Origin of the sequence: Pseudomonas sp. R4-34-07, from assembly GCF_003852375.1 — a bacterium.
Taxonomy (GTDB): domain Bacteria; phylum Pseudomonadota; class Gammaproteobacteria; order Pseudomonadales; family Pseudomonadaceae; genus Aquipseudomonas.
Genome location: NZ_CP027760.1, coordinates 4,077,907 through 4,099,167 on the forward strand (window position 1 = coordinate 4,077,907; position 21,261 = coordinate 4,099,167).

Consider the following 21,261-nt stretch of genomic DNA (forward strand, 5'->3'; position numbering starts at 1 on the left):
CCTTGGATCAAGAACCTTGCCTACTGTCAGAATTAACAGTTCTGCTGGACAGCCCAGGCGTTTCAGACCAGCGGCCGTCTCAAAACCCCGCCAACGCGCCATCCATGCAACGCCAACTCAGCCAGGAGAATGCCCGCACTGGGCGGGCACTCCCCTAGAACAACAACTCATGGGGTTCGCTAACTGTATATCAGCAAACACAGCTTACTCGCGGTAGCACATGCTGAAGTTATCGATAAACGAGTAGTCCTCTACAAGTACCGTCATCCACGCTACCGAGATCCCAGGCGACGTTGCCAACTCGACCCAGAAACCGCCTCGCCAATCCTCGGTATAGGTCTCTTGCCGGACCACATTACCGGCGGGGCCATAAAAGGTGACTGTCCCTGGGAGTTGTTTCCAGGACCAACTGAACCTGACAGATTCCAGCTCACGACTGAAATCAAATCGATGCAGCTGTGGTGGAATTTGATGACCGGAATTTTGGCACATGACAAAGTGGTTACCTGAGTAATAGTTGTCATTACCATGGGCCGCTATACCCGCCAGACCCGCCCCCGATTGAAAGGTTATTTTCATCAACTTCGTCTGAATACTGCCGCCTGCGGCAAACGTCCCCTGCGCCAGTCCCTCAAAGCGCTCTTCCTGGCAGATCAGTTGCCGCTTCACAATCAGGTTCAACACTGGAAAAGTGATGGAATCCCTTTCTGGATCGTTGCTATCTGGCGCTGTAATGCAGGTGACGGTCAGGGGAGAATCATGTTTTAACAGCAAAATATCTGATCGACTCATCGTTTGAGAGAGCCCCGCTTGGGCCTCCTCAGCGGTAAGCGGTAGGCCCTTCACCACATAGAAAGTATGCTCAGTGCCATCTTTTTTGATACCCGTGCATTTGAGCCAGACACGTTGCCCGGCCAGCGCAAACCACCAGGTTTCAACTGTGATTAGAGCATCTGCGGGGAAGGTAGCCAGATCGAGAATGCCGTATTGAGTAGCGCGTGGCGTGGCCTGTTCCACCACCGGCGTCGGCAGGCGCACCGGTACGCTGATGTGCAAATTCAAATCATCTGAAGTCTGCACCTTGCAAGCACTGGTGACGGTGTAGCTGATCTTCACCGTTTTGCCGATGCTTTCGATCACCGCCTCTCGAGGTACCAAAAAGGTAGTGGTTCCGCTGGCGCTGCCCGGCTGGGCGTCCAGTGGCCAGCACGCTCCGTCTGGCTTCGTCCAGCACAGACTGAGGGTGTGATTGGGGTGGTTACCGAGGTAACTCACCTCGACATGCACGCCATTTCGTCCATTCCACACGGTCAGCTCGTTGCCCACAGCTTCATGCACGGTGGGCGCTTTGAGCACTCGCTGTTCCTGGACGATGGTGAAAGATCGAGCCGGGAATTCGCGGGCGGTCGATCGATCGCACTGTCCATCGAAGCTCGCCGCAAAATGCAGCTTGAAGTCGCTGCAATCCGCCAGTTTTTTCAGAGCATTCCGGGCGATGGACGTATCCACGCCATCGATTAGCCAGTGCGGCTTCAGTGGTACGCCCTGCAACACATCCAAGTGCAAGGCCGCGCCGTCCTCATCCACGCCCGTCAGCCACATCCAGCAACATTGGCCCTCTTTGGCATAGTCAAAAAGAGGCACCACACCCGTGGCATCGTTGTTGAACGTAGTGAGATTAACGGTCCCCATCGTCGCTTCTTCGATATCCGGTGTGGTCAGGTGCGGAGCAAGCACTTTGATGCGGCGATCAGGGGAAGATTGGGGTAGATAACTGTTGAACTGGAGGCTGTAGTTGAGCGTCAGCGTCTTGTCGAACAGCGCTGCAACGATATCGGGGGCAACATCGTACGACAGGCTCGTCTCGTCTTTCTTCACGTCCTGGCAGCCGAGGACCACCGGCGCGTAATTCGGGCCCGACGCATAGGCACAGACATGGTCGCCCTCGAACATGCCGTCGTAGCTGACGATTGCATGCCCGCCGTTGACCGTATTGGTAGGGTTGACCTGCCATTGACCTGGGGGTAGCTCCACCGACTCCTTCAAGTGCGGTGGGTTCAGTTCCTGTCCGGGGTCGACCAGCAACAACGAAGTGGTGCGCAGGTGGAAATCCTCGGCGTTCACTGGGAGCGGATTCTCCAGAAGCGGATCGCCAGGCGCAGGGTATACCGGGGCGGTGGTGTCCCAAATCACGCCCAGGTGGGCGGTGATCGCCGAATAGTCGTCCAGCCTGGACAGCCAGCCTCGCGAAAGCGTAAAGCGGAAAACATGGTCTGGATGGGCTTCGTGCTCCTGCACCACATGATCCCTGGCCACCCAGGCGAAGCGATAGGGCGCGACATGCTGGTTACCCGCAACAACGGCAAACAACCGCTGCCCGGGTTGAATCATCGGCCAGGCCTTGATCGCGACAATTTCATCCCCCGTAAACTCCTGCATGCGCAGGTACCAGGTACTCCACTCCTCCTTGGCATGGGTAAACACCGGCCTTGAGACGACGAGATGCTCCTCCCTGATCTGTTGGATTTCCAGCTCCAGCGTCAAGGACTCCAATGCCCGCCCCCCTGCATTGGCCGTGTACTTGATCAATACCGTGTGCCCGATGCAGTAGCTGACCCACGGTGCCGGAATGTCGACGACATTCACGCCATTTTCGACAGAAACTGGCTCGAATCTCGGCTCGTCCTGATCCTTGACCGCCATATAGAACATGACGTTGGTGGCATTCGCCGGCAACGTCAGCGTGGCCGTCGTGCCATTGATTGCATCGATGGGATACAGCAGGCTGTTGTTCGCAGCGTGCTCGATAATCGCATAGGGCAGTTCCGCTTCAACGGCTGGCAGCGAATTAGCTGTCTGAATGGAACCGGTTTTTTTTGCAGGTATTTTGCGCGCCACGATAAGACTCCTGTCCAGCGTTAGATCACCGTCGGGACTGGCCAGACTGGCCAGAAACTGCGGTTATCTAACCCTTGGATCAAGAACCTTGCCTACTGTCAGAATTAACAGTTTTGTCGGGAATTCTCGGGATTTTAGACCAACGGTCACCTTATAACCCCCTCAAACTGTGCTGGCTACGTGGCCAGCAACGAGTGCGACACTCGGCCAATGCGCCGCGCTGTTAGCCGCTAAAGACCCGCAAAAAGCCCTGGAAGAACACGAAGCCGCCGGCAAGGGCAGCAAGTTGCAGGCACTGGCCAAATCCCGGCGGATATCGAGGCCAAGCTCGATGCCAATATGAAGTTGATGGAGGAACTGGAGTTGTCGGCGACGCCGGCGATTTTCTATCTGGATGACAAGGGGGGCTTGCAGCAACAGCAAGGGGCGCCGTCGCCGGAGAAGTTGGTGAAGATTCTGGGGCCGAAGTAAGGTAAGCAGGAACGTACGAAAAAAACGCCCACGTATCAACATGGGCGCTTTTGCTACAGGAAGTGACTACAACCAGAATGTAAAGAAGTCCCAGTACATATAGTCGTCGGAGCTGATGTCTATCCTCCCAATAGTTGAACTCCCCGTTGCCGAGAAATCTACCCAACCATCCATAGGGCTTTCATTAAGGCTAACCGCGCCCAAGTAACCACCTTGTGGACTATAGAAGGTGATCATTTTAGGAAAGTTGTTCCATGTGTAAGCAAATCTCACTCGTTTACAGTTGAAGGTTAAGGTCAAGCGCAGAAGTTGCGGTGAAGATGCCTGCCGTACGCCATTGGAAGTAACCAGTGCCTGGCCTTCCAACATTCCGGGGATCGAAGAATATGACGAGATACCCGCTTGTCCAGGGCCTGAAATAAAGGCAATGGTCATCGTTGGAATACTAATGCTCTGTCCGGCAGAGATCAGTTTGGTGGCTTGCCCTGTGAAGTTTTCGTAACGCATTTCAGGTGGTGTGACTACGGTCAACACGCGCGATGGACACACCACATTCTCAGTCAAGCCGTCAGTCGACACGCTCCATGTGAAGGTCATGGAGGACTGATCCTGCGCCTTTACCAACTCGGATCGCAGTACAGTTGCCGCCACCTCGGACGCTGCCGCTTCTTCTGAAGCTGTAATCGTTCGAGCCGCATAAACAACAAAACTGTAGGGAGCGCCGCTCTTATTGATTCCTGTCGCCCGAAGCCAGCACTTGTGTCCTGCTCGCAAAAACCACATCCAATCTATGAAGGCATCGGCATTCCCGGCGAATGTTCGCGTATCCACAATGCCATTTTGCGTTCTGGGAGGCGTAGCCTGCCGCAAGTTTGGCGTTTCCAGGCGTACAGGAAGGCTGATGCTCAAATTCAACGGCGGCGATGTCTGCACCTTACAGGCGGTAGTGACCGTATAAGCGATCTCCACCACCTTACCCATACTCTCGATCACGGCTTCCGGCGGCAACAACCAGGTCACCGCGCCCGTCGTGCTGCCAGGTTTGGAGGGCAATAACCAGCATGTATCGTCCGGTCGTTTCCAGCAGACACTGATGGAGTGCTTGGGATTGCTGCCGGCGTATTTCACCTCGACATGTACACCATTGCGCCCGTTGTAAGCGGTCAAGTTGGTAAGCACCGCCTCCGTCACTGTTGGCTCAACCAGCACCAGAGCTTCCTGTTCGATGCTGAAGGTCCGGACAGGAAACTCGACGGCCGTGCCCAGGTCGCACAGCCCATCAAAATTCGCCGCAAAATGCAGTTCAAACTCACTGCAATCGGCCAATTTTTTCAGCTTGTTCCTGGCTATCGGTGTATCAACTCCGTCGCGTAACCAAGCGGTAGTAAGCGGCTCTCCTTCCAATATATAAAACTGATAAGCGTTGCCGGCCTCAAGTGTGCCGGTTACCCACATCCAGCAGCAGTCCTGCTCCATGGCGTAATGCCAGATGGGCACTATCGCCGTTGCGTCATCACCAAAAGTATTGAGGTCCACCCGGTTGCCAGTGGCCTGTTCAATGCCCGGTTCTGGCAAGTCCATGATGCCCAGCACCTTCACTCGGCGCTCGGGTGAGGACCAATGGCTGCCATCGCAGCGCGTGACGTTGTAGGTCAACGTAATGGCTTGCTCAAAATTGGCGCGGATCACTGAGGGCGGTACCGCAAACACCAGGCTGGTTTCACCTTCAACCGGTTGGCGACATTCCAGTTCGACTGTGCCTGGCCCTGGGGTGCCGGTAAGTGTCTGGCAAACCATGTCGCCGCTGCACATGCCCTCATAAGCCACCGCGATATGCGCTCCGTTCACCGTGTTTATCGGGTTGACCACCCACCCGTCGAACTCGGTGTGTACAGCTTCCTTGAGTTCAGGGGGCGACAGCTCCAAGTGAGGCTCGGTGAGCAACGTCAACAAAAGCGAGCGGAACAATCTATAGGGAGTAGCCCGGCTGAAGCGCACGGACGCAACAAGATACAGTTCGCTGTCATGTTTAAGTTGCTGGAGCAACGCCCGAGGTAGTACTCGACGCCACCCCAGGCGTACGTCTTCGTCGGTAACCGGTTCATCCTCGAATGGATAGAGTCGGGCCTTGGAGCCATCCGGATAGATGCCGCCTATATAGCAGTTGATCGTTTGGATTGTGCCGGCAAATGCCCAGGGTGGAATGTAAAGAATCGGATCTTTACAACACAACAAAGAAAGATCCAGTTTGCCATCGATCGCTTCGAGAATTTGCGCCTGAGGCAAGTTCGAAGGCAGACTGATCCGTACCTCACCTTGTAAAGAGGTTTGACTCTCATCGTTTCTAGTGGCGGTGTATGTAAACAACGCGAAATTGTCCAACCACAAGGCTATGTATTCAGAAGGAATATGAAAGTTGATACAGCCTGCGTCGTCGCCATGCTGGGGCTTTATCGGCGGATAAGAGCTGCCTGCCAACGGCCAGTCCAGAGCGATGAAGTCATTTGCCTGCATATCGTCGTAGCAGACGCTGACGTTGCCTCCGTTCAGCAGGTTGAGTGAATCGACACTGCCATTTTCGTCAGCCTCAAGCAGCTTTGGCTTGGGCAGGTCAAGGGCATCCGGCAATGACTTGGACATGGTGAACGTTCCTTTTCAATAGACAGGGAATGCCGAAGCCCAGGTGTTGGCCTGATCAGCATCGCCCTATCACACCGTAAAAAAACAGGCGTTCCTACTGTCAGAATTAACAGTTCTGCTGGACAGCCTAGGCGTTTCAGACCAACGGCCGCCTCACAACCCCTCCAACTCCGCCATCAAATCACTCAACCGATCCACCTTCTCGGCACTGATCTCATTCCCCGCCAACCCCTCGATATACTCGGCCAGCTCCCCCACCGTGCTGCATTCGAACATCGCCCGCAGCGGCACATCCCGCTGCAGCGTCTTCTGCACCCGCGACGCAATCTGCGTGGCCAGCAGCGAGTGCCCGCCCAGTTCGAAGAAGTTGTCCTGCACCCCTACCCGTTCGACCTTGAGCACCTCGGCCCAAATGTCGGCCAGGGTAGCTTCCAGCGCGTTGCGCGGTGCCAGGTAGTCCTGGCTGTGCAACTGGCCGATCTCCAAGGCCGGCAGGGCCTTGCGGTCGAGTTTGCCGTTGGCGTTGAGCGGCAGGCGTTCGAGCCAGAGCCAGTGCAGCGGCACCATGTATTCCGGCAGTTCGGCGCGCAGGCGTTGCTTGATACGGTCCAGGCGTTCGCCAGGGTTCAACGCCTCATCCGCAGCCACCAAATAGCCCACCAGGTGCTTGCCGTTGACGCCCACCTGGACACCGACCGCCGCATCACGCACCTCGGGTTGTTCGTGCAGGCGCGCTTCAATTTCACCCAGTTCGATGCGGTAGCCGCGAATCTTCACCTGGTGGTCAACCCGCCCGACATACTCCAACACGCCGTCACTGCGCCGCCGTGCCAGGTCGCCGGTGCGGTACAGCCGCTCGCCCGGTGCGCCGAACGGGTTCGGCACGAACACCGGTGCGGTGCGCAACGGGTCGCTGACGTAACCACGACCGACCCCGATACCGGCCACGCACAGTTCGCCGACAGCGCCTTGGGGCACCAATTCCAGTGCGCCGTCCAACAGGTACAAGCGGTTGTTGTCGGTGGGCATGCCAATCGGCAAATAGGTGCCCCGCGTCGAGGCCAGGTCGACACGGTAGAACGCCACATCGTCCGCGCATTCCGCCGGGCCGTAAGCGTTGACCAGACCGATGTGCGGGTAGCGCAACAGCCACTGGTGCGCCAGCTCCGGCGGCATCGCTTCCCCGGTCGGCAGCATCCAGCGCAGGCCGTCGAGGCGGATAGCGTCCTGGGCGAGCATGCCCTGGATCAGTGACGGCACGCTTTCCAGCACAGTAATGCCCTGTGTCTGGACATGGGCCAGCAAGCCCTGGGGATCATGGGCAAGGGTGTTGGGCACGATGTCTACCCGCGCGCCGAACAGCGGCGCGGCGAGGAATTGCCACACGGAAATATCGAAGCTTTGCGAAGCCGTCTGCGCGATTACATCCGTCTCGCTCAGTTGCAGGTAGGGCACCTTGCTCAACTGGTTATTGAGCATGCCGCGCTGTTCGACCATCACGCCTTTGGGCAAGCCGGTGGAACCCGAGGTATAGATCACATAGGCGAGGTTGTCCGGAGCGCTATAGACACCGGGATTCTCGCCACGAGCCGGTACTTCCTCCCACACCAGCAACTGGCAGTCGAAGCCTTCGAGCAGTTCGATGGCCTGTTCCCGGCAGGCTTCGCTGCACACCAGCAACGGCGTGCGGCTCAGGTCGATGATGCGGCTCAGGCGCTGGCTCGGCAGGCCCGGATCCAGCGGCAAGTAACCGGCACCGGCCTTGAAGCTGCCGATGATCATGCCCAGCAGCTCCAGATTACGCTCGGCCAGCAACGCCACCGGCTGGTCCGGGCCGACACCCGCCGCCATCAGCGCATGCCCCAGGCCGTTACTGCGCCGGTTCAACTCGTCATAGCTCCATTGCCGGTCGAGACAACTGGCGGCGATACGCTGTGGATGCTGCGCCACCTGTTCCTCGAACAGCTCGATATAGCTGCGCTGCAGCGGATAGTCGTGTTCGCTCTGGTTGCAGCCGTGCACCAGGAATTCACGTTCCTGCTCGCCAATCAGCGCCAGCTCGGCCATGTCGCCATGGAAGCCCTGCACCAGCGCCAGCAGCAGGCGCTTGAACTCGCCGAGCATGCCTTGCACGGTGCTTTCATCGAAGTAGCGCTGGTCATAGGACAAGTGCAGGCCAAGATCATCGCCGGGGTAGCACACGGCGGTCAGCGGGAAGTTGGTGTGGGTGCGGCCGGAGTCCGAGGTGGCCTTCAGGCTTTGCGCGTGGCTCAGCACCGAGCTTTCCACCGGGGCGTTTTCGAACACGAACAGGCTGTCGAACAGCGGCTGGCCCTTGGGCAGTTCGCTGAGTTCCTGAATCTTTACCAAGGGCAAATATTCGTACTCGCGCAATTGCATATTGCTGTCGAGCAGGCCGCTCAGCCAGTCGCGCACGCTGCAACGCTGGTCGTCTGCCGGCAGTTTTACCCGCAGGGCGATGCTGTTGATGAACAAGCCGACGGTGCGTTGCATCTCGGGCATCTGCACCGGACGCCCGGCCACGGTGACGCCGAACAGCACGTCACGCTCGCCGCTCAAGCGCCGCAGTACCAACGCCCAGGCCGCCTGGGCGAAGGTGTTGACCGTTAATTGGTGGGCCTGGGCCAGCTCGCGCAATTGCGCACCATCACGGGCATCCAGGCGGGTGTAACAATCGCCGACCACCATGCCGCCGCTGTGGCCGGCATGTTCGCGCAGGAAGGGCCGGTCGCTCGGGATCGGCGTGGTGCGCTCGAACCCTTGCAAGTTGTGCTGCCACCACTGGCGCGCTTCGTTCAGGTCCTGGCGTTGCAGCCAGGCGATGTAGTCGCGGTAACGCGGCGGCGTTGCCAGTTGCGCATCGCGACCTTCGCCCAGGGCCCTGTAGATTTCGAAAAAATCATTCATCAAAAGCGAACGGCACCAGGCATCGATGAGAATGTGGTGGTTGCTCATCATGAACCAGTAGCGCGCCTCGCCCACACGGATCAGGCGCAGGTGGAACGGCGCCTGGTTGAGCAGATCGAAACCGGCTTCGCGCTCGGCCTTGAGCAAGGCTTGCAGACGCGGTTCGTGCTCGTGCTCGGGATCGGCGCTCCAGTCCAGGTATTCGATCGGCGTGCTGCCCGGCTTGTGGATCACTTGCAGCATGTCTTCGCCGACGTTCCAGCAGAACGAGGCGCGCAAGGCTTCGTGGCGGGCGATCACCCGTTGCCAGGCCTCGGCGAAACGCTCGGGGTCCAGGGCGCTGTTGATGCGGTAGCGGTCCTGCATGTAATACAGGCCGGTGCCCGGTTCCAGCAGGGTGTGCAGCAGCAGGCCCTCTTGCATCGGGGTCAGCGGGTAGACGTCTTCGATGGCGTTGGCGGGTACTGGCAAGCTGTCCAACTGCGCCTGGGTCAGTTGGGCCAGCGGGAAGTCGGACGGCGTGAAGCCGCCGGCATCGTTTTCGAGACAATGGGCGATCAGGCTGTGCAGTTCGGCCAGATACGCCTCGGCCAGTGCGCGGATAGTGTGTTGATCGTGGCGTTCGCGGCTGAAGGTCCAGCGCAGCACCAGTTCGCCGCCGTACACCTGGCTGTCGACGCTCAGCTCGTTGGGCAGCGGTGCGTCCGGATCGTGCGCGAGCCCGGCGGATTCATCCAGCGGATGGAACAGCGCATCGGTGCCGAAGCTCTGGTCGAACTGGCCGAGGTAATTGAAGGTGATATCGGCGCTCGGCAGCGCCGCCAGGGTGCGTTTGCACAGGTCGTCCGCCAAATAGCGCAGCACGCCGTAGCCCAGGCCTTTATGCGGTACGCCGCGCAGTTGCTCCTTGATGGCCTTGATCGAATCGCCCGGTTGCGCCTGGGGGGTCAGGCGCAGCGGATAGGCACTGGTGAACCAGCCGACGCTGCGGGTCAGGTCGATGTCATCGAACAGGCTTTCACGGCCGTGGCCTTCCAGTTGAATCAACGCCGAATCGTGGCCGCTCCAGCGGCACAGCACGCGGGCCAGGGCGGTCAGCAGCAGGTCGTTGACCTGGGTGCGGTAGGCGCTCGGCGCGTGTTGCAGCAATTGCCGGGTGCGTTCGGCATCCAGGCGCACGCTGACCGTCTGCGCGTCACGGTTGCGCCGTGCACCTTGTGGGCGAGCCACCGGCAACGCCAGCGCCGGGCCCGCCAACTGCGCTTGCCACAGGCTCAGTTCTTCGCGCAGGGATTCGCTGTGGGCATACGCCTGCAAACGCGCCGCCCACTCGCGCAACGCGCTGGTCTTGGCCGGCAGGCTGACGGACTGGCCATCGCTCAGTTGGCGATAAACATTTTGCAGGTCCTCGAGCAACACGCGCCATGACACGCCGTCCACCACCAGGTGATGAATGACGATCAGCAGGCGCTGCTGGCCTTGGGGGCCGTCCACCAGCAAGGCACGCAGCAGCGGGCCGTGTTCCAGGTCGAGGCTGCGCTGGGTGTCGGTGCACAGCGCGGTGCAGTCGGCCATGTCGCGCACCCATGCCTGCATCAGTACGCCGCCTTGCGGCACGGCCAGGTGTTCGGCGTGCCATTGGGCGTCGCGGCGGGTGAAGCTCAGGCGCAGCGCATCGTGATGCTCCAGCACCGCCAGCAGGGCCTGCTCCAGGCGGTGCGGGTCGAGCAGTTGCAGCGGCTTGAGCAGCAGCGCCTGGTTCCAGTGCTGACGCGCCGGAATGTCAGTGTCGAAGAACCACTGCTGGATCGGCGTAAGGCCCGAGCGGCCGGTGAGCACACCTTGCTCGGCGGTAACCTGCTCGGCGCGCGTGGCAACGGCGGCCAGGCTTTGCACGGTCTGGTGCTGGAACAGGTCGCGCGGGCTGAAATGAATGCCCGCCTGCCGCGCACGGCTGACCACCTGGATCGACAGGATGGAATCGCCGCCCAGCTCAAAGAAGCTGTCGTCCAGGCCGACTTGCTGCAGGTTCAACACCGCGCACCAGATCGCTGCCAGGCTGTGCTCCAGCGCGTTGCGTGGCGCCACATACTGTTGGCGATTCGCCTCGGGGTCCGGCTCGGGCAAGGCACGCCGGTCGAGCTTGCCGTTGGCGGTCAGCGGCATGCTGTCGAGCACCATCACATGAGCGGGCACCATGTAGTCCGGCAGTTGCGCCTTGAGCCGGGCCTTCACCGCGTCACGCAACGCGCCGTGCTCAGCGTCGCTGACCAGATACGCCACCAGCTGTTTGCCACTCGGCGAATCCAGCGCCAGCACCACCGCTTCGCGCACGGCATCATGTTCCAACAGGCGGGTTTCGATCTCGCCCAACTCAATGCGGAACCCGCGAATCTTCACTTGATGGTCGATACGCCCCAAGTATTCCACCAGCCCATCGGCACGTTGGCGCACCAGGTCACCGGTGCGGTACAGACGCCCGCCATTCGCGGCGAACGGGTCGGCGACAAAGCGCTCCGCCGTCATCCCCGCACGCTGGTGATACCCCTGGGCCAGGCCTGCCCCGCCGACATACAACTCACCGCTTGCGCCTTGCGGCACCAGGGCCAGGTCGGCGTCGAGAATGTAAGCCACGCGTGCGCCGATGATGCTGCCAATCGGCACGCTGGCGGCGCCCTCTTCCAGTTGCTCCGGCGCCAGGCAGGCCAGCGGCATCACCACGGTTTCGGTCGGGCCATAGGCGTTGAAGAACAGTGCAGGCTGGAAAGCGCTGCGGATGCGCTGCAGGTGTTCGCCGGTCAAGGCTTCACCGCCGGTGATACACATGCGCACCGGCAGGGTCTGCTCTTGCGTGGCCAGCCACTGCGCCAGTTGGCTGCCGTAGCTAGGCGTAAACCCGAGGATGCTGATGCGATGGGTGCGGATCAGCGTGCAGATTTCCTCGGCATCCCACTGGCCCTGGGCGCGCACGACCACCTGGGCACCGCTGAGCAACGGCACCAGCAAGCGCTCGGTGGCGGCGTCAAAGTTGATCGAATAAAAATGCAGTTCGCAGTCGTCCGGGCGCATGCCGAAACGCTCGATCACCGCCTGGCAATGCATGGCGATTTCGCCATGGCACACCACCACGCCTTTGGGCTTGCCGGTGGAACCGGAGGTATAGATCAGGTACGCCGGGTGTTGCGCCAGGCTGATCATCGGCAGCTCGCCGGCCGGGTAGTTGCTCAGCAGCGGCAGGTCGTGTTCCAGGCACCAGGTCGCGACGTTCGCCGGCAACGGGCCAAGGGCATCGAACATCGGCGCATCGCTGAGCAGCAGGCCGATGCCGCTGTCTTCGATCATGTAATGCAGGCGGTCCAGCGGGTATTCCGGGTCCAGCGGCACGTAGGCGCCGCCGGCCTTGAGGATCGCCAGCAGGCCGATGACCATTTCCAGCGAACGCGGCAGCGCCAGGCCGACGCGCACCTGCGGGCCGACGCCGCGCTCGCGCAGCATCCAGGCCAGGCGATTGGCGCGTGCATCAAGTTCGGCGTAAGTGAGCGTCACCCCGGCAAAGGTCAGCGCCGGCGCATCGGCACGCTTGCGCGCCTGCTCACTGAACAGTGGGTGAATGCACTGGTCGAGCCGATGCTCACCGGCTTCCACCCCGAGGCTGTCCTGCACGGCGCGTTGCTCGGCGGCGCTGAGCAGGGGCAATTCGCTGAGGCGTTGCTGCGGGTTGTCGATCAGCGCTTCCAGCAGGTTGCGCCAATGCGCGGCCATGCGGGCAATGCGCGGCTCGTCGAACAAATCGGTGCTGTAGGTCAGGCAGCAGCCCAGGCGATGATCGAGGTCAGTGACTTCCAGGTTGAGGTCGAACTTGGTGGCGCGGGCATCGTTGGCCAGGTACTCGACGCTCATGCCGGCCAGTTGGCGGCTCTGCTGGAACTCCCAGCGCTGCACGTTGCACATCACCTGGAACAGCGGGTTATACGCCGCGCTGCGCGGCGGTTGCAGCGCCTCCACCAGATGGTCGAACGGCAGGTCCTGATGGGACTGGCCCTCGATCACGGTGTGACGCACCTGCTCGAACAGCTGCGCGACATTCATCTGCCCATCGAGTTGGCAACGCACTACCTGGGTGTTGAGGAACGCACCGATCAGCCCTTCGCTTTCCGGACGGATCCGATTGGCTACCGGCGCGCCGATGCGCAGGTCGGTCTGGCCGCTGTAGCGGTAGAGCAACACGGCCAGGGTGGCGGTCATGGTCATGAACAGGGTCAGGCCATGCTCGGCGTTGAACGCGCGAACACGGGTGGCCAATGCGTCGCTCAGGTCGAAGCGGTACAGCTCGCCCCGGTGACTTTGCACCGCTGGGCGCGGGCGGTCACCAGGCAGCTCCAGCAGCGGGTGTTCGCTGCCCAGTTGCGCGGTCCAGTAATCCAGCTGGCGTTGGCGCTCGCCCGCTTCCAACCACTGGCGCTGCCACACGCTGTAGTCCAGGTATTGCACCGGCAGCGGCGCCAGCGGTGAGTCGCGCTCGTCGATGAAGGCCTCGTACAGCGCACTGAGTTCACGGGCAAAGATGTCCATGGCCCAGCCTTCGGTGACGATATGGTGCAGGGTCAGCACCAGGTAATGCTCCTGCTCACCTGCCTTGACCAGGCAAGCGCGCAGCAACGGCCCGGTTTCCAGGTTGAACGGCGTATGCGCTTCCTGATCCGCCAGTTGCTGCAAACGCTGCTGACGCTCGGTTTCAGTCAATGCCGAGACGTCCTGCCAGTCCATGCGCAGGCCGGTCTGTGGCGAGACCTTTTGACAGGCCACGCCATCGACGCTCGGGAAGGTGGTGCGCAGGGTTTCGTGACGCATGATCAAGGCCTGCAGCGCCGCCTCGAAACGCCCCACATCCAGCACCCCGCATAAGCGCGCCATGCCGCCGACGTTATAAGCCGGGCTGTCCGGTTCCATCTGCCAGAGGAACCACATCCGCTGCTGGGAATAGGACAGCGGCACGGGTTGGCTGCGGTCGACCTTGGCAATTGCAGTCTGTTGGTTGCGTTGGCCCGAGGCCTGGATCAACCCGACCTGCTCGGCAAACGCACCCAGCTCGCTGGCGTCGAACAAGGTGCGCAACGGCAGTTCGACATCGCAGACCTGGCGGGTGCGGGAGACGATTTGCGTGGCCAACAGCGAGTGGCCGCCGAGGGCAAAAAAGTCGTCGCGCAGGCCAATACGGGGCAGCCCGAGCACTTCGCGCCAGATCGCGGCAATTTGCTGCTGCAGCGGCGTTTCCGGTTCGACGTGCTCGCAGGTTTGCCACACCGGTTCCGGCAGTGCGCGGCGGTCGAGTTTGCCACTGGGGCTCAGGGGCATCGCGTCCAGGCGCATCAGGTAGGCAGGCACCATGTACTCGGGCAGGTCAACGGCCAGGGCGGCTTTCACTGCCTGTGCATCCAGTTCGGCCGGGCCGGTGTAGTAACCGATCAACTGGCCGTCCCGTACCTGCACCACGGCGTGGGCGATGCCGTCCAACGCCAACAGGCGGGCTTCGATTTCCTGCGGTTCCACCCGAAAGCCGCGCAGCTTGACCTGCTGATCGAGACGGCCCAGATATTCAAGCACGCCATCGACACTCCAGCGCGCACGGTCACCGGTGCGATACAGACGCGCTCCGGCTGCGCCCAGCGGGTCGGCGACAAAGCGTTCGGCGGTGAGCCCCGCACGGCCGAGGTAACCGCGCGCCAGGCCGATGCCGCCGATGCACAGTTCACCCGGCACACCGGCCGGCAACGGGTTGAGCTGTTCGTCCAGCACCCGGCAGATCACATTGCCCAGTGGCCGGCCAATCGGCGAGCGCTCGCCATCCTCCACGGCGCAGTGCCAATGGGTGACGTTGATCGCGGTTTCGGTCGGGCCATAACGGTTGTGCAACTGCACCGCCGGCAGGCGCGCCAGGACGCGGTTGCGCAACTGCGCGGGCAAGGCTTCACCGCCGGAGAACAGCCGGCGCAGGCTGGTGCATTCGGCCACCAAGGGTTCATCGATAAACAACTGCAACAGCGGCGGCACGAAGTGCAGCGTGGTCACGCCGTACGCCTGCACCAACTGGGCAATCCGCTGCGGATCACGCTGTTCACCCGGCCCCGCCAGCACCAGCCGGCAACCGCTGATCAACGGCCAGAAGCACTCCCACACCGACACGTCGAAACTGATCGGCGCCTTTTGCATCAGCACGTCGCTGGCGTCCAACGTGTAGGTGGCCTGCATCCACTGCAACCGCTCGGCCAGCGCCGCATGGGTATTGCCCACGCCCTTGGGCTGCCCGGTGGAGCCGGAGGTGTAGATCACGTAGGCAAGGTTGTCGCCGTGCAGGTGCAGGCCCGGTGGCTGGGTCGGCCAGCGGTCCAGGTGCAGGCTGTCCATGGCGATCACACACACGCCTGCCACCGTCGGCAGTTGTTCCAGCAGTGCGGTTTGGGTCAACAGCAAGTGCACGCCGCTGTCCTCGAGCATGTAGGCCAGGCGCTCGGTGGGGTAATCCGGGTCCAGCGGCACATAGGCACCGCCAGCCTTGATGATCGCCAGCAGGCCGATCAGCAATTGCGGCGAACGCTCGGCGGCGATGCCCACGCAGACGTCCGGGCCGACGCCCTTGTCGCGCAGGTAATGCGCCAGGCGGTTGGCCTGGGTATGCAACTGGGCAAAGCTCAGGCTGCCAGCTTGCCAGACCAGCGCGGGGGCGTGCGAGGTGTGCTGATTGAGCAGCTCGGGCAACCACTGCCGGGCCGGCGCGCAGGGTGCCTGGCTCCACGCCTGTTGCTCGTCCTCTGCGGTCAGTTTCAGCTCGCCCAAGGCTTGCTGCGGTTGTTCGCAGACCGCTTGCAGCAGGTGGATGTAATGCTCGGCCAGGCGCTGCACGGTTGCCGGCTCAAACAGCTCATCGGCGTAGTCGAAGGCCAGGCTCAAGCGCCCGGTGCGGTCTTCTTCGCTGTGCAGTTGCAGGTCGAACTTGGCTTCACGGCTGTGCCACGGCAGTTCCTCGGCGAGCAGCCCCGGCAGGCGGCGCAGGGCGCTGAGGTCACGTTGCTGGTGGTTGAACATGACCTGGAACAGGCCCTGTTGTTCCCGCGCCTGGGGGAAGGCCTCCAAAAGTTGTTCGAACGGCAGGTCCTGATGCGCCTGGGCGTCCATTGCCGCCTGGCGTGTCGCGGCCAACAGCTGGTTGAAAGGCTGGAGCCCGTCGAGTTCGGCACGCAATACCAGGGTGTTGATGAAGAACCCGACCAGCCCTTGGGTTTCCTGGCGTGAGCGATTGGCATTGGGCACGCCGATGCGGATTTCGCGCTGGCCGCTGTAGCGATACAACAGCGTCTGGAACGCGGCCAGCAGCAGCATGAAGGGGGTGGCTTCATGGGCCTGTGCGGTCTGGCGAATCGCGTCACTGAGCTTGGCGCTCAGGCGTACGGTATGCCGCGAGGCGCTGTTCAGACGCTGCGCCGAGCGCGGGTGGTCAGTGGCCAGGTCGAGCGTCGGGTGATCGCCCTCAAGCGTTGCCTGCCAGTACGCCAGTTGCCGCTGGCCTTCACCTGCGGCCAGCCATTGGCGCTGCCAACTGCCGTAGTCGGCGTATTGCAGGCTCAGTGGCGGCAGCTCCAGGGGCTGGCCCTGGGACGCAGCCGCGTAGAGACGGGAGAACTCGTCGATCAGAATAGTCAGCGACCAGCCATCGGCAATGATGTGGTGCAGGGTGACCAGCAACTGGTGGTCCTCTTCATCCAGGCGCACCAGGGTCACCCGCAGCAGCGGGCCTTTTTCCAGGTCGAACGAAGTCCGTGCCTGGTCTTCGCGGATTTGCTGCGCGCGGGCTTCGCGCTCGGCGCCGGGCAGGTCGCTGAGGTCGATGAGGTGCAGGTCGAACGCCGCACTGGACTCGATGCGCTGGAACCCTTCGCCGTCACGCTCATAGAAACGTGTGCGCAGGGCTTCGTGGCGCTGGACCAGGTACTGGAAGCTTGAGCGCAGCGCGTTTTCGTCCAGTGCGCCGCGCAGGCGCAGGGCGCCGGGGATGGTGTAGGCGCTGCTGTGAGGGTCCAGCTGCCAGGTGATCCACAAGCGGTTCTGGGCCAGGGATTGCGGCAGCTCGTGCTGGCGCGACAGCGCAGCCATTGCGCCTTGTGCAACGCCGCCGGCCTGTTGCACCTGCGCGACGCTGGCGGCGAAGCCTTGCAGGGTGGGCGCCTCGAACAACAGGCGCAGGTTCAGCTCCAGGCCCAGGGTTTCACGCAGCCGCGCGACCACCTGGGTGGCACTGATGGAGTTGCCGCCAAGCAGGAAAAAATGATCATCGGCGGCAACCGTGGCCACTTGCAGCTGCTCACACCAGATCGCCGCGATCTGCTGTTGCAGGGCCGACGCCAGCGCGACCTCACTCGCCGGCGCTTGTACCTCGGGGAACTGCGCATAGCGGTCGAGGCTGCCATCGGCATGGCGCAGCGCACACGCCGCCCGTTGCACCTTGCCGCTGGAGGTTTTCGGCAGCGCGCCAGGGTTGAGCAGCACCACCACGCTAGGCGCCTCTTGGTAAGCCTCGGCCACCGCTTGGCGAATCGCCTTGATCAGCGCTTCGGGCGGCAGGATTTTCTGCACGCTGCGGCTGATTTCCGCAGCGATGCCGATGCCTTCCAGGCCCCGGTCATTCACCGCAAAGGCCGCCACCCGGCCTTTGCGCACCACCTCGACCTCACGTTCGATGGTTTGCTCGATGTCCTGTGGATACAGGTTGTGCCCGCGCACGATCAGCAGGTCTTTCAAGCGCCCGGTGATGTACACCTCACCGTCACGGATAAACCCCAGGTCGCCGGTGCGCAGCCAGGTCCGGCCGGCGTGCTGGACGAATGTCTTGGCGGTGGCTTCAGGGTTGCGCCAGTAACCCTGGGCGATGCTCGGGCCGCTCGTCCAGAGTTCGCCCACGCAGTTATCGGCCAACGCGCTCAGCGTGTGGGGATCGGCGATCAGTACGGCGTGGTCCGGCTGCTGAGTGCCGCAACTCATGACGGCCCTGCCCTGCCCCGGCGCGGCGCGGTTGGCGGCCAGCGCGTGCTCATCGACGTGCAGCGCAGGGATGCCTTGGCCACGGGTGCCGCCCGCGACGAACAGGGTCGCCTCGGCCAGCCCGTAGGAAGCAAAGAAATGGCTTGAGGTGAAACCGCAGGCGGCGAACTTGTCGGCAAAACGTTCAAGGGTGTCCAGGCGGATCGGTTCGGAGCCGGAATAGGCCACGCGCCACTGGCTCAGGTCCAGGCGTTCCAGGGCCGACTCGCTGACCCGTTCGCTGCACAGGCGGTAGGCGAAATCCGGGCCGCCGCTGATGGTGCCGCCGTATTCGCTGATCGCTTCCAGCCAGCGCAACGGCCGCGCCAGAAAGTAGGCCGGCGACATCAACACGCACGGCACGCCGCTGAAGATCGGCTGCAGCAGGCCGCCGATCAGGCCCATGTCGTGGTAGAGCGGCAGCCAGCTGACGATGACATCGTGCGGGTTGAGGTCGATGCCAAAGCCGCGACGGATCAGCACTTCATTGGCCACCAGGTTGCCGTGGCTGACTTGCACGCCCTTGGGCAGCGCGGTGGAGCCGGAGGTGTATTGCAGGAAGGCGATGTCGTCGGCTTGCAGCTCGGGGGCGACCCAGTGAGCGGCCAGCTGTGCGTCGAGGGTGTCTACGCTCAAGACCGGTGGTGCGTGGTCAATCTGCGCCAGGCTTTCGCCGAGGCTGGCAATGGTCAACAGCAGGCGCGGCTCGGCGTCGCTGATGATCGACAGCAAGCGCTCCTGGTGATGCCGCTTGGTGGATTCCGGCGGATAGGCCGGCACCGCGATTACCCCGGCGTACAGGCAGCCGAAGAACGCTGCGACATAGTCCGGGCCGCTGGGGAACAACAGCACTGCGCGCTCGCCCATCGCGACATCGGCTTGCAAGGCGGCAGCGATGGTGCGGGCGCGTTGGTCCAGGTCACGGTAGCTGAGCACCACGCTGTGCTCGGCTGACTCGGCCAGAAAGCGCAAGGCTATCTGGTCCGGCGTCTGCGCGGCACGGCGTTGGAGGGACTGGACCAGGGTGCGGGGAAGTTCGAAGGCGTCCATCATGGGGTTCCTGCCTGAAATCGGCTTACGGGAAAGTCGGGAAGTCGGTGAGATTCAGCCGGCGGCCAGTTGCCGCGCCGCGCCAAGGCGCCAGCGGGCCAGGTGTTCGTCGGCATAGCGGCGCATACAGCGCAGCACGGCGCTTTCGTGCTGCACGAGGAAGAAGTGGTGACCCTCGAACATGTCGAGGGAAAAGCCGCTGGCGGCCTCGAGCTGCCAGTCGAGCAATTGGTCGGCGCGCACGCTGTCCTGCTTGCCGCCGAACACATGGATCGGCACGCCCAGGGGCTCGCGCTCGCCATAGGTGAAGCTGCCGCACAGCAGGAAATCGGCGCGCAGGATCGGCAGCATCAACTCCATCAATTCAGCATTGGCCAACGCGGCGTCGCAGGTGCCCTGCAGTTCGCGCAAGCGGGCGATCAGTTGTGCGTCGGTCTTTTCGATGGCGTATTCGCTGACATCGCGCCGCGCCGGGCCGGCGGTGCCGGAGGCGAACAGCGCCAGCGGCGCGGGCACATTGCACGCTTTCAATGCATGGGCCAGTTCGAACGCCAACAGGCCGCCGAGGCTGTGGCCGAACAACGCATAGGGTCCATTGAGGTCGCGGCTGATTTCAGTCGCGAGCTGGGCAGCCAGGGCCTTGATATCGCGCTGCAGCGGCTCGCCCATGCGCATGCCACGCCCCGGCAATTCCAGTGGGCACACCTGCAACCAATCCGGCAGCACGCGGCGCCAACGTGCGTAGACCGAGGCGCTGGCGCCGGAATGGGGCAGGCAGAACAGGCGCAGCGGCGTTGGCGTACTCATCACCCGAGGACTCCAAGCTGAAACACGCTGTTTGCACGATAAAAACCCATTTCGCCCTCCTGCGGGTGCTGATCCTTGGCCGTTTGTTTACAGGCCTGTCACCCAGAAGAACGGACGGCCCCGGCAAATAATTAGTCGCCGGGGGCGAGCGAGACGCGGTTCACACCTTACCGGAAGGCATAAGATTAGTTCGCCTTCTCATTTGACAATCATTATCATTCAGCATAATTTGTTGCCCGATGTGTAGGAGGCCTCAGCAAGGACGCCCTCCCCTAACCTCTTTTGCAACCAGGTGATTTCCATGACGGAACCAGTATCCACAGGCAGGTGCGACTCACCACTTCTCCAGGCGTTCGTCGACAATCGACTGATCCTGGTGAAGATCGCGGCACGTATTACCGGCTGTCGTTCCCGCGCCGAGGATGTGGTGCAGGACGCTTATTTTCGGCTGCAGTCGGCCCCGACGATCACCTCTTCGTTCAAGGCCCAACTGAGCTATCTGTTCCAGATCGTGCGCAACCTGGCGATCGATCACTACCGCAAGCAGGCCCTGGAGCTCAAGTATTCCGGGACCGAAGAGGAAGGCTTGAATGTGGTGATCCACGGCGCTTCACCGGAAACTTCCCATATCAATTTCAACACCCTGGAAAACATCGCCGACGCCCTGACCGAGCTGCCGCAGCGCACCCGCTACGCCTTCGAGATGTACCGCCTGCACGGCGTACCGCAGAAGGATATCGCCAAGGAACTCGGGGTTTCGCCGACCTTGGTGAACTTCATGATCCGCGATGCGCTGGTGCACTGCCGCAAGGTGTCGGGCAACCACAGCGATACGTTTGCGCGCAGGGTCTGAAAAACACATGTGGGAGGGGGCAAGCCCCCGATGAGCATAGGTATCTACACAATTTTGGCGCGGCCCTGAACCTGCGGCGGCCCAGGAGCCGAAGCCTCTCTAACTGATACCCCGCGACCTAAATGTGGGAGGGGGCTTGCTCCCGATGGCGGCCTGACAGCCGACCAGGATGCTGGATCAGGGCGAGTACATATCCGTTACTGCGGTAACGGCGGCTTAGGGTTCCGCCCTGACGGCGGGTCACTTTGGAAAAGAGCCCCAAAGTAACCAAAGGGCTCTTGCCCCACCACTCGGCACCTCGCCCAGGCTCGGTGTGCCCGTAATCCGACAGTGATTTGGGGGGGCCGCCGCCACGCGCCATCCATGGCGCGGGGCGGCTAAACCGGCATCCCTGCCGGTTTACCCCCCAAATCACTGTCGAATTCCGGCCAGCGTGGTTTAACGGGGCGCCTAGATCAAGAGCAAGATCAAGAGCGGCTCGCTTCGCATCGTGGTTACTTAAGCTGCTACAAAGTTGTGTAGATACCTATGCCCCGATGAGG

Annotated in this window: 5 protein-coding genes and 1 pseudogene; 2 read left to right on the forward strand and 4 right to left on the reverse strand. The window is 61.9% G+C overall.

All coding sequences use genetic code 11. From position 1 onward, the window contains the following. Positions 1 to 204 precede the first annotated feature (204 nt). Complete coding sequence (locus C4J85_RS18735; RefSeq protein ID WP_124410456.1) at positions 205 to 2,898, reverse strand: hypothetical protein; 2,694 nt, start codon at positions 2,896 to 2,898, stop codon at positions 205 to 207. A 205-nt stretch (positions 2,899 to 3,103) separates the two neighbouring features. Between C4J85_RS18735 and C4J85_RS18740 the strand changes: the two are divergent. After that, positions 3,104 to 3,369: pseudogene (locus tag C4J85_RS18740) on the forward strand (thiol:disulfide interchange protein DsbG); the annotation flags it as partial. A 66-nt stretch (positions 3,370 to 3,435) separates the two neighbouring features. Here C4J85_RS18740 and C4J85_RS18745 read toward each other — a convergent pair. The 3 genes from C4J85_RS18745 to C4J85_RS18755 form a co-directional block, all read right to left on the reverse strand. Beyond that, positions 3,436 to 6,009 (reverse strand): hypothetical protein, encoded by a 2,574-nt coding sequence (locus C4J85_RS18745; protein ID WP_124410457.1) that lies wholly within the window; start codon positions 6,007 to 6,009, stop codon positions 3,436 to 3,438. A gap of 153 nt (positions 6,010 to 6,162) precedes the next feature. After that, a complete protein-coding gene (locus tag C4J85_RS18750; protein WP_124410458.1) occupies positions 6,163 to 19,062 on the reverse strand; it encodes a non-ribosomal peptide synthetase in 12,900 nt (4,299 codons plus the stop codon). Positions 19,063 to 19,113: 51 nt separating this feature from the next. Continuing rightward, the gene (locus C4J85_RS18755) at positions 19,114 to 19,866 is read right to left on the reverse strand and encodes a thioesterase II family protein (protein WP_124410459.1); all 753 of its coding nucleotides are present in this window, start codon (positions 19,864 to 19,866) and stop codon (positions 19,114 to 19,116) included. 301 nt (positions 19,867 to 20,167) lie between these two features. Between C4J85_RS18755 and C4J85_RS18760 the strand changes: the two genes are divergently transcribed. Then, positions 20,168 to 20,719: an RNA polymerase factor sigma-70 gene (locus C4J85_RS18760; protein WP_124363749.1), complete on the forward strand. Its 552-nt coding sequence runs from the start codon at positions 20,168 to 20,170 to the stop codon at positions 20,717 to 20,719. Positions 20,720 to 21,261 lie beyond the last annotated feature (542 nt).

Excerpts from the sequence above, each read along its gene's own strand:
- C4J85_RS18745 (WP_124410457.1), bottom strand. The coding sequence starts at position 6,009 with ATGTCCAAGTCATTGCCGGATGCCCTTGACCTGCCCAAGCCAAAGCTG.
- C4J85_RS18750 (WP_124410458.1), bottom strand. The coding sequence starts at position 19,062 with ATGATGGACGCCTTCGAACTTCCCCGCACCCTGGTCCAGTCCCTCCAA.
- C4J85_RS18755 (WP_124410459.1), bottom strand. The coding sequence starts at position 19,866 with ATGAGTACGCCAACGCCGCTGCGCCTGTTCTGCCTGCCCCATTCCGGC.
- C4J85_RS18760 (WP_124363749.1), top strand. The coding sequence starts at position 20,168 with ATGACGGAACCAGTATCCACAGGCAGGTGCGACTCACCACTTCTCCAG.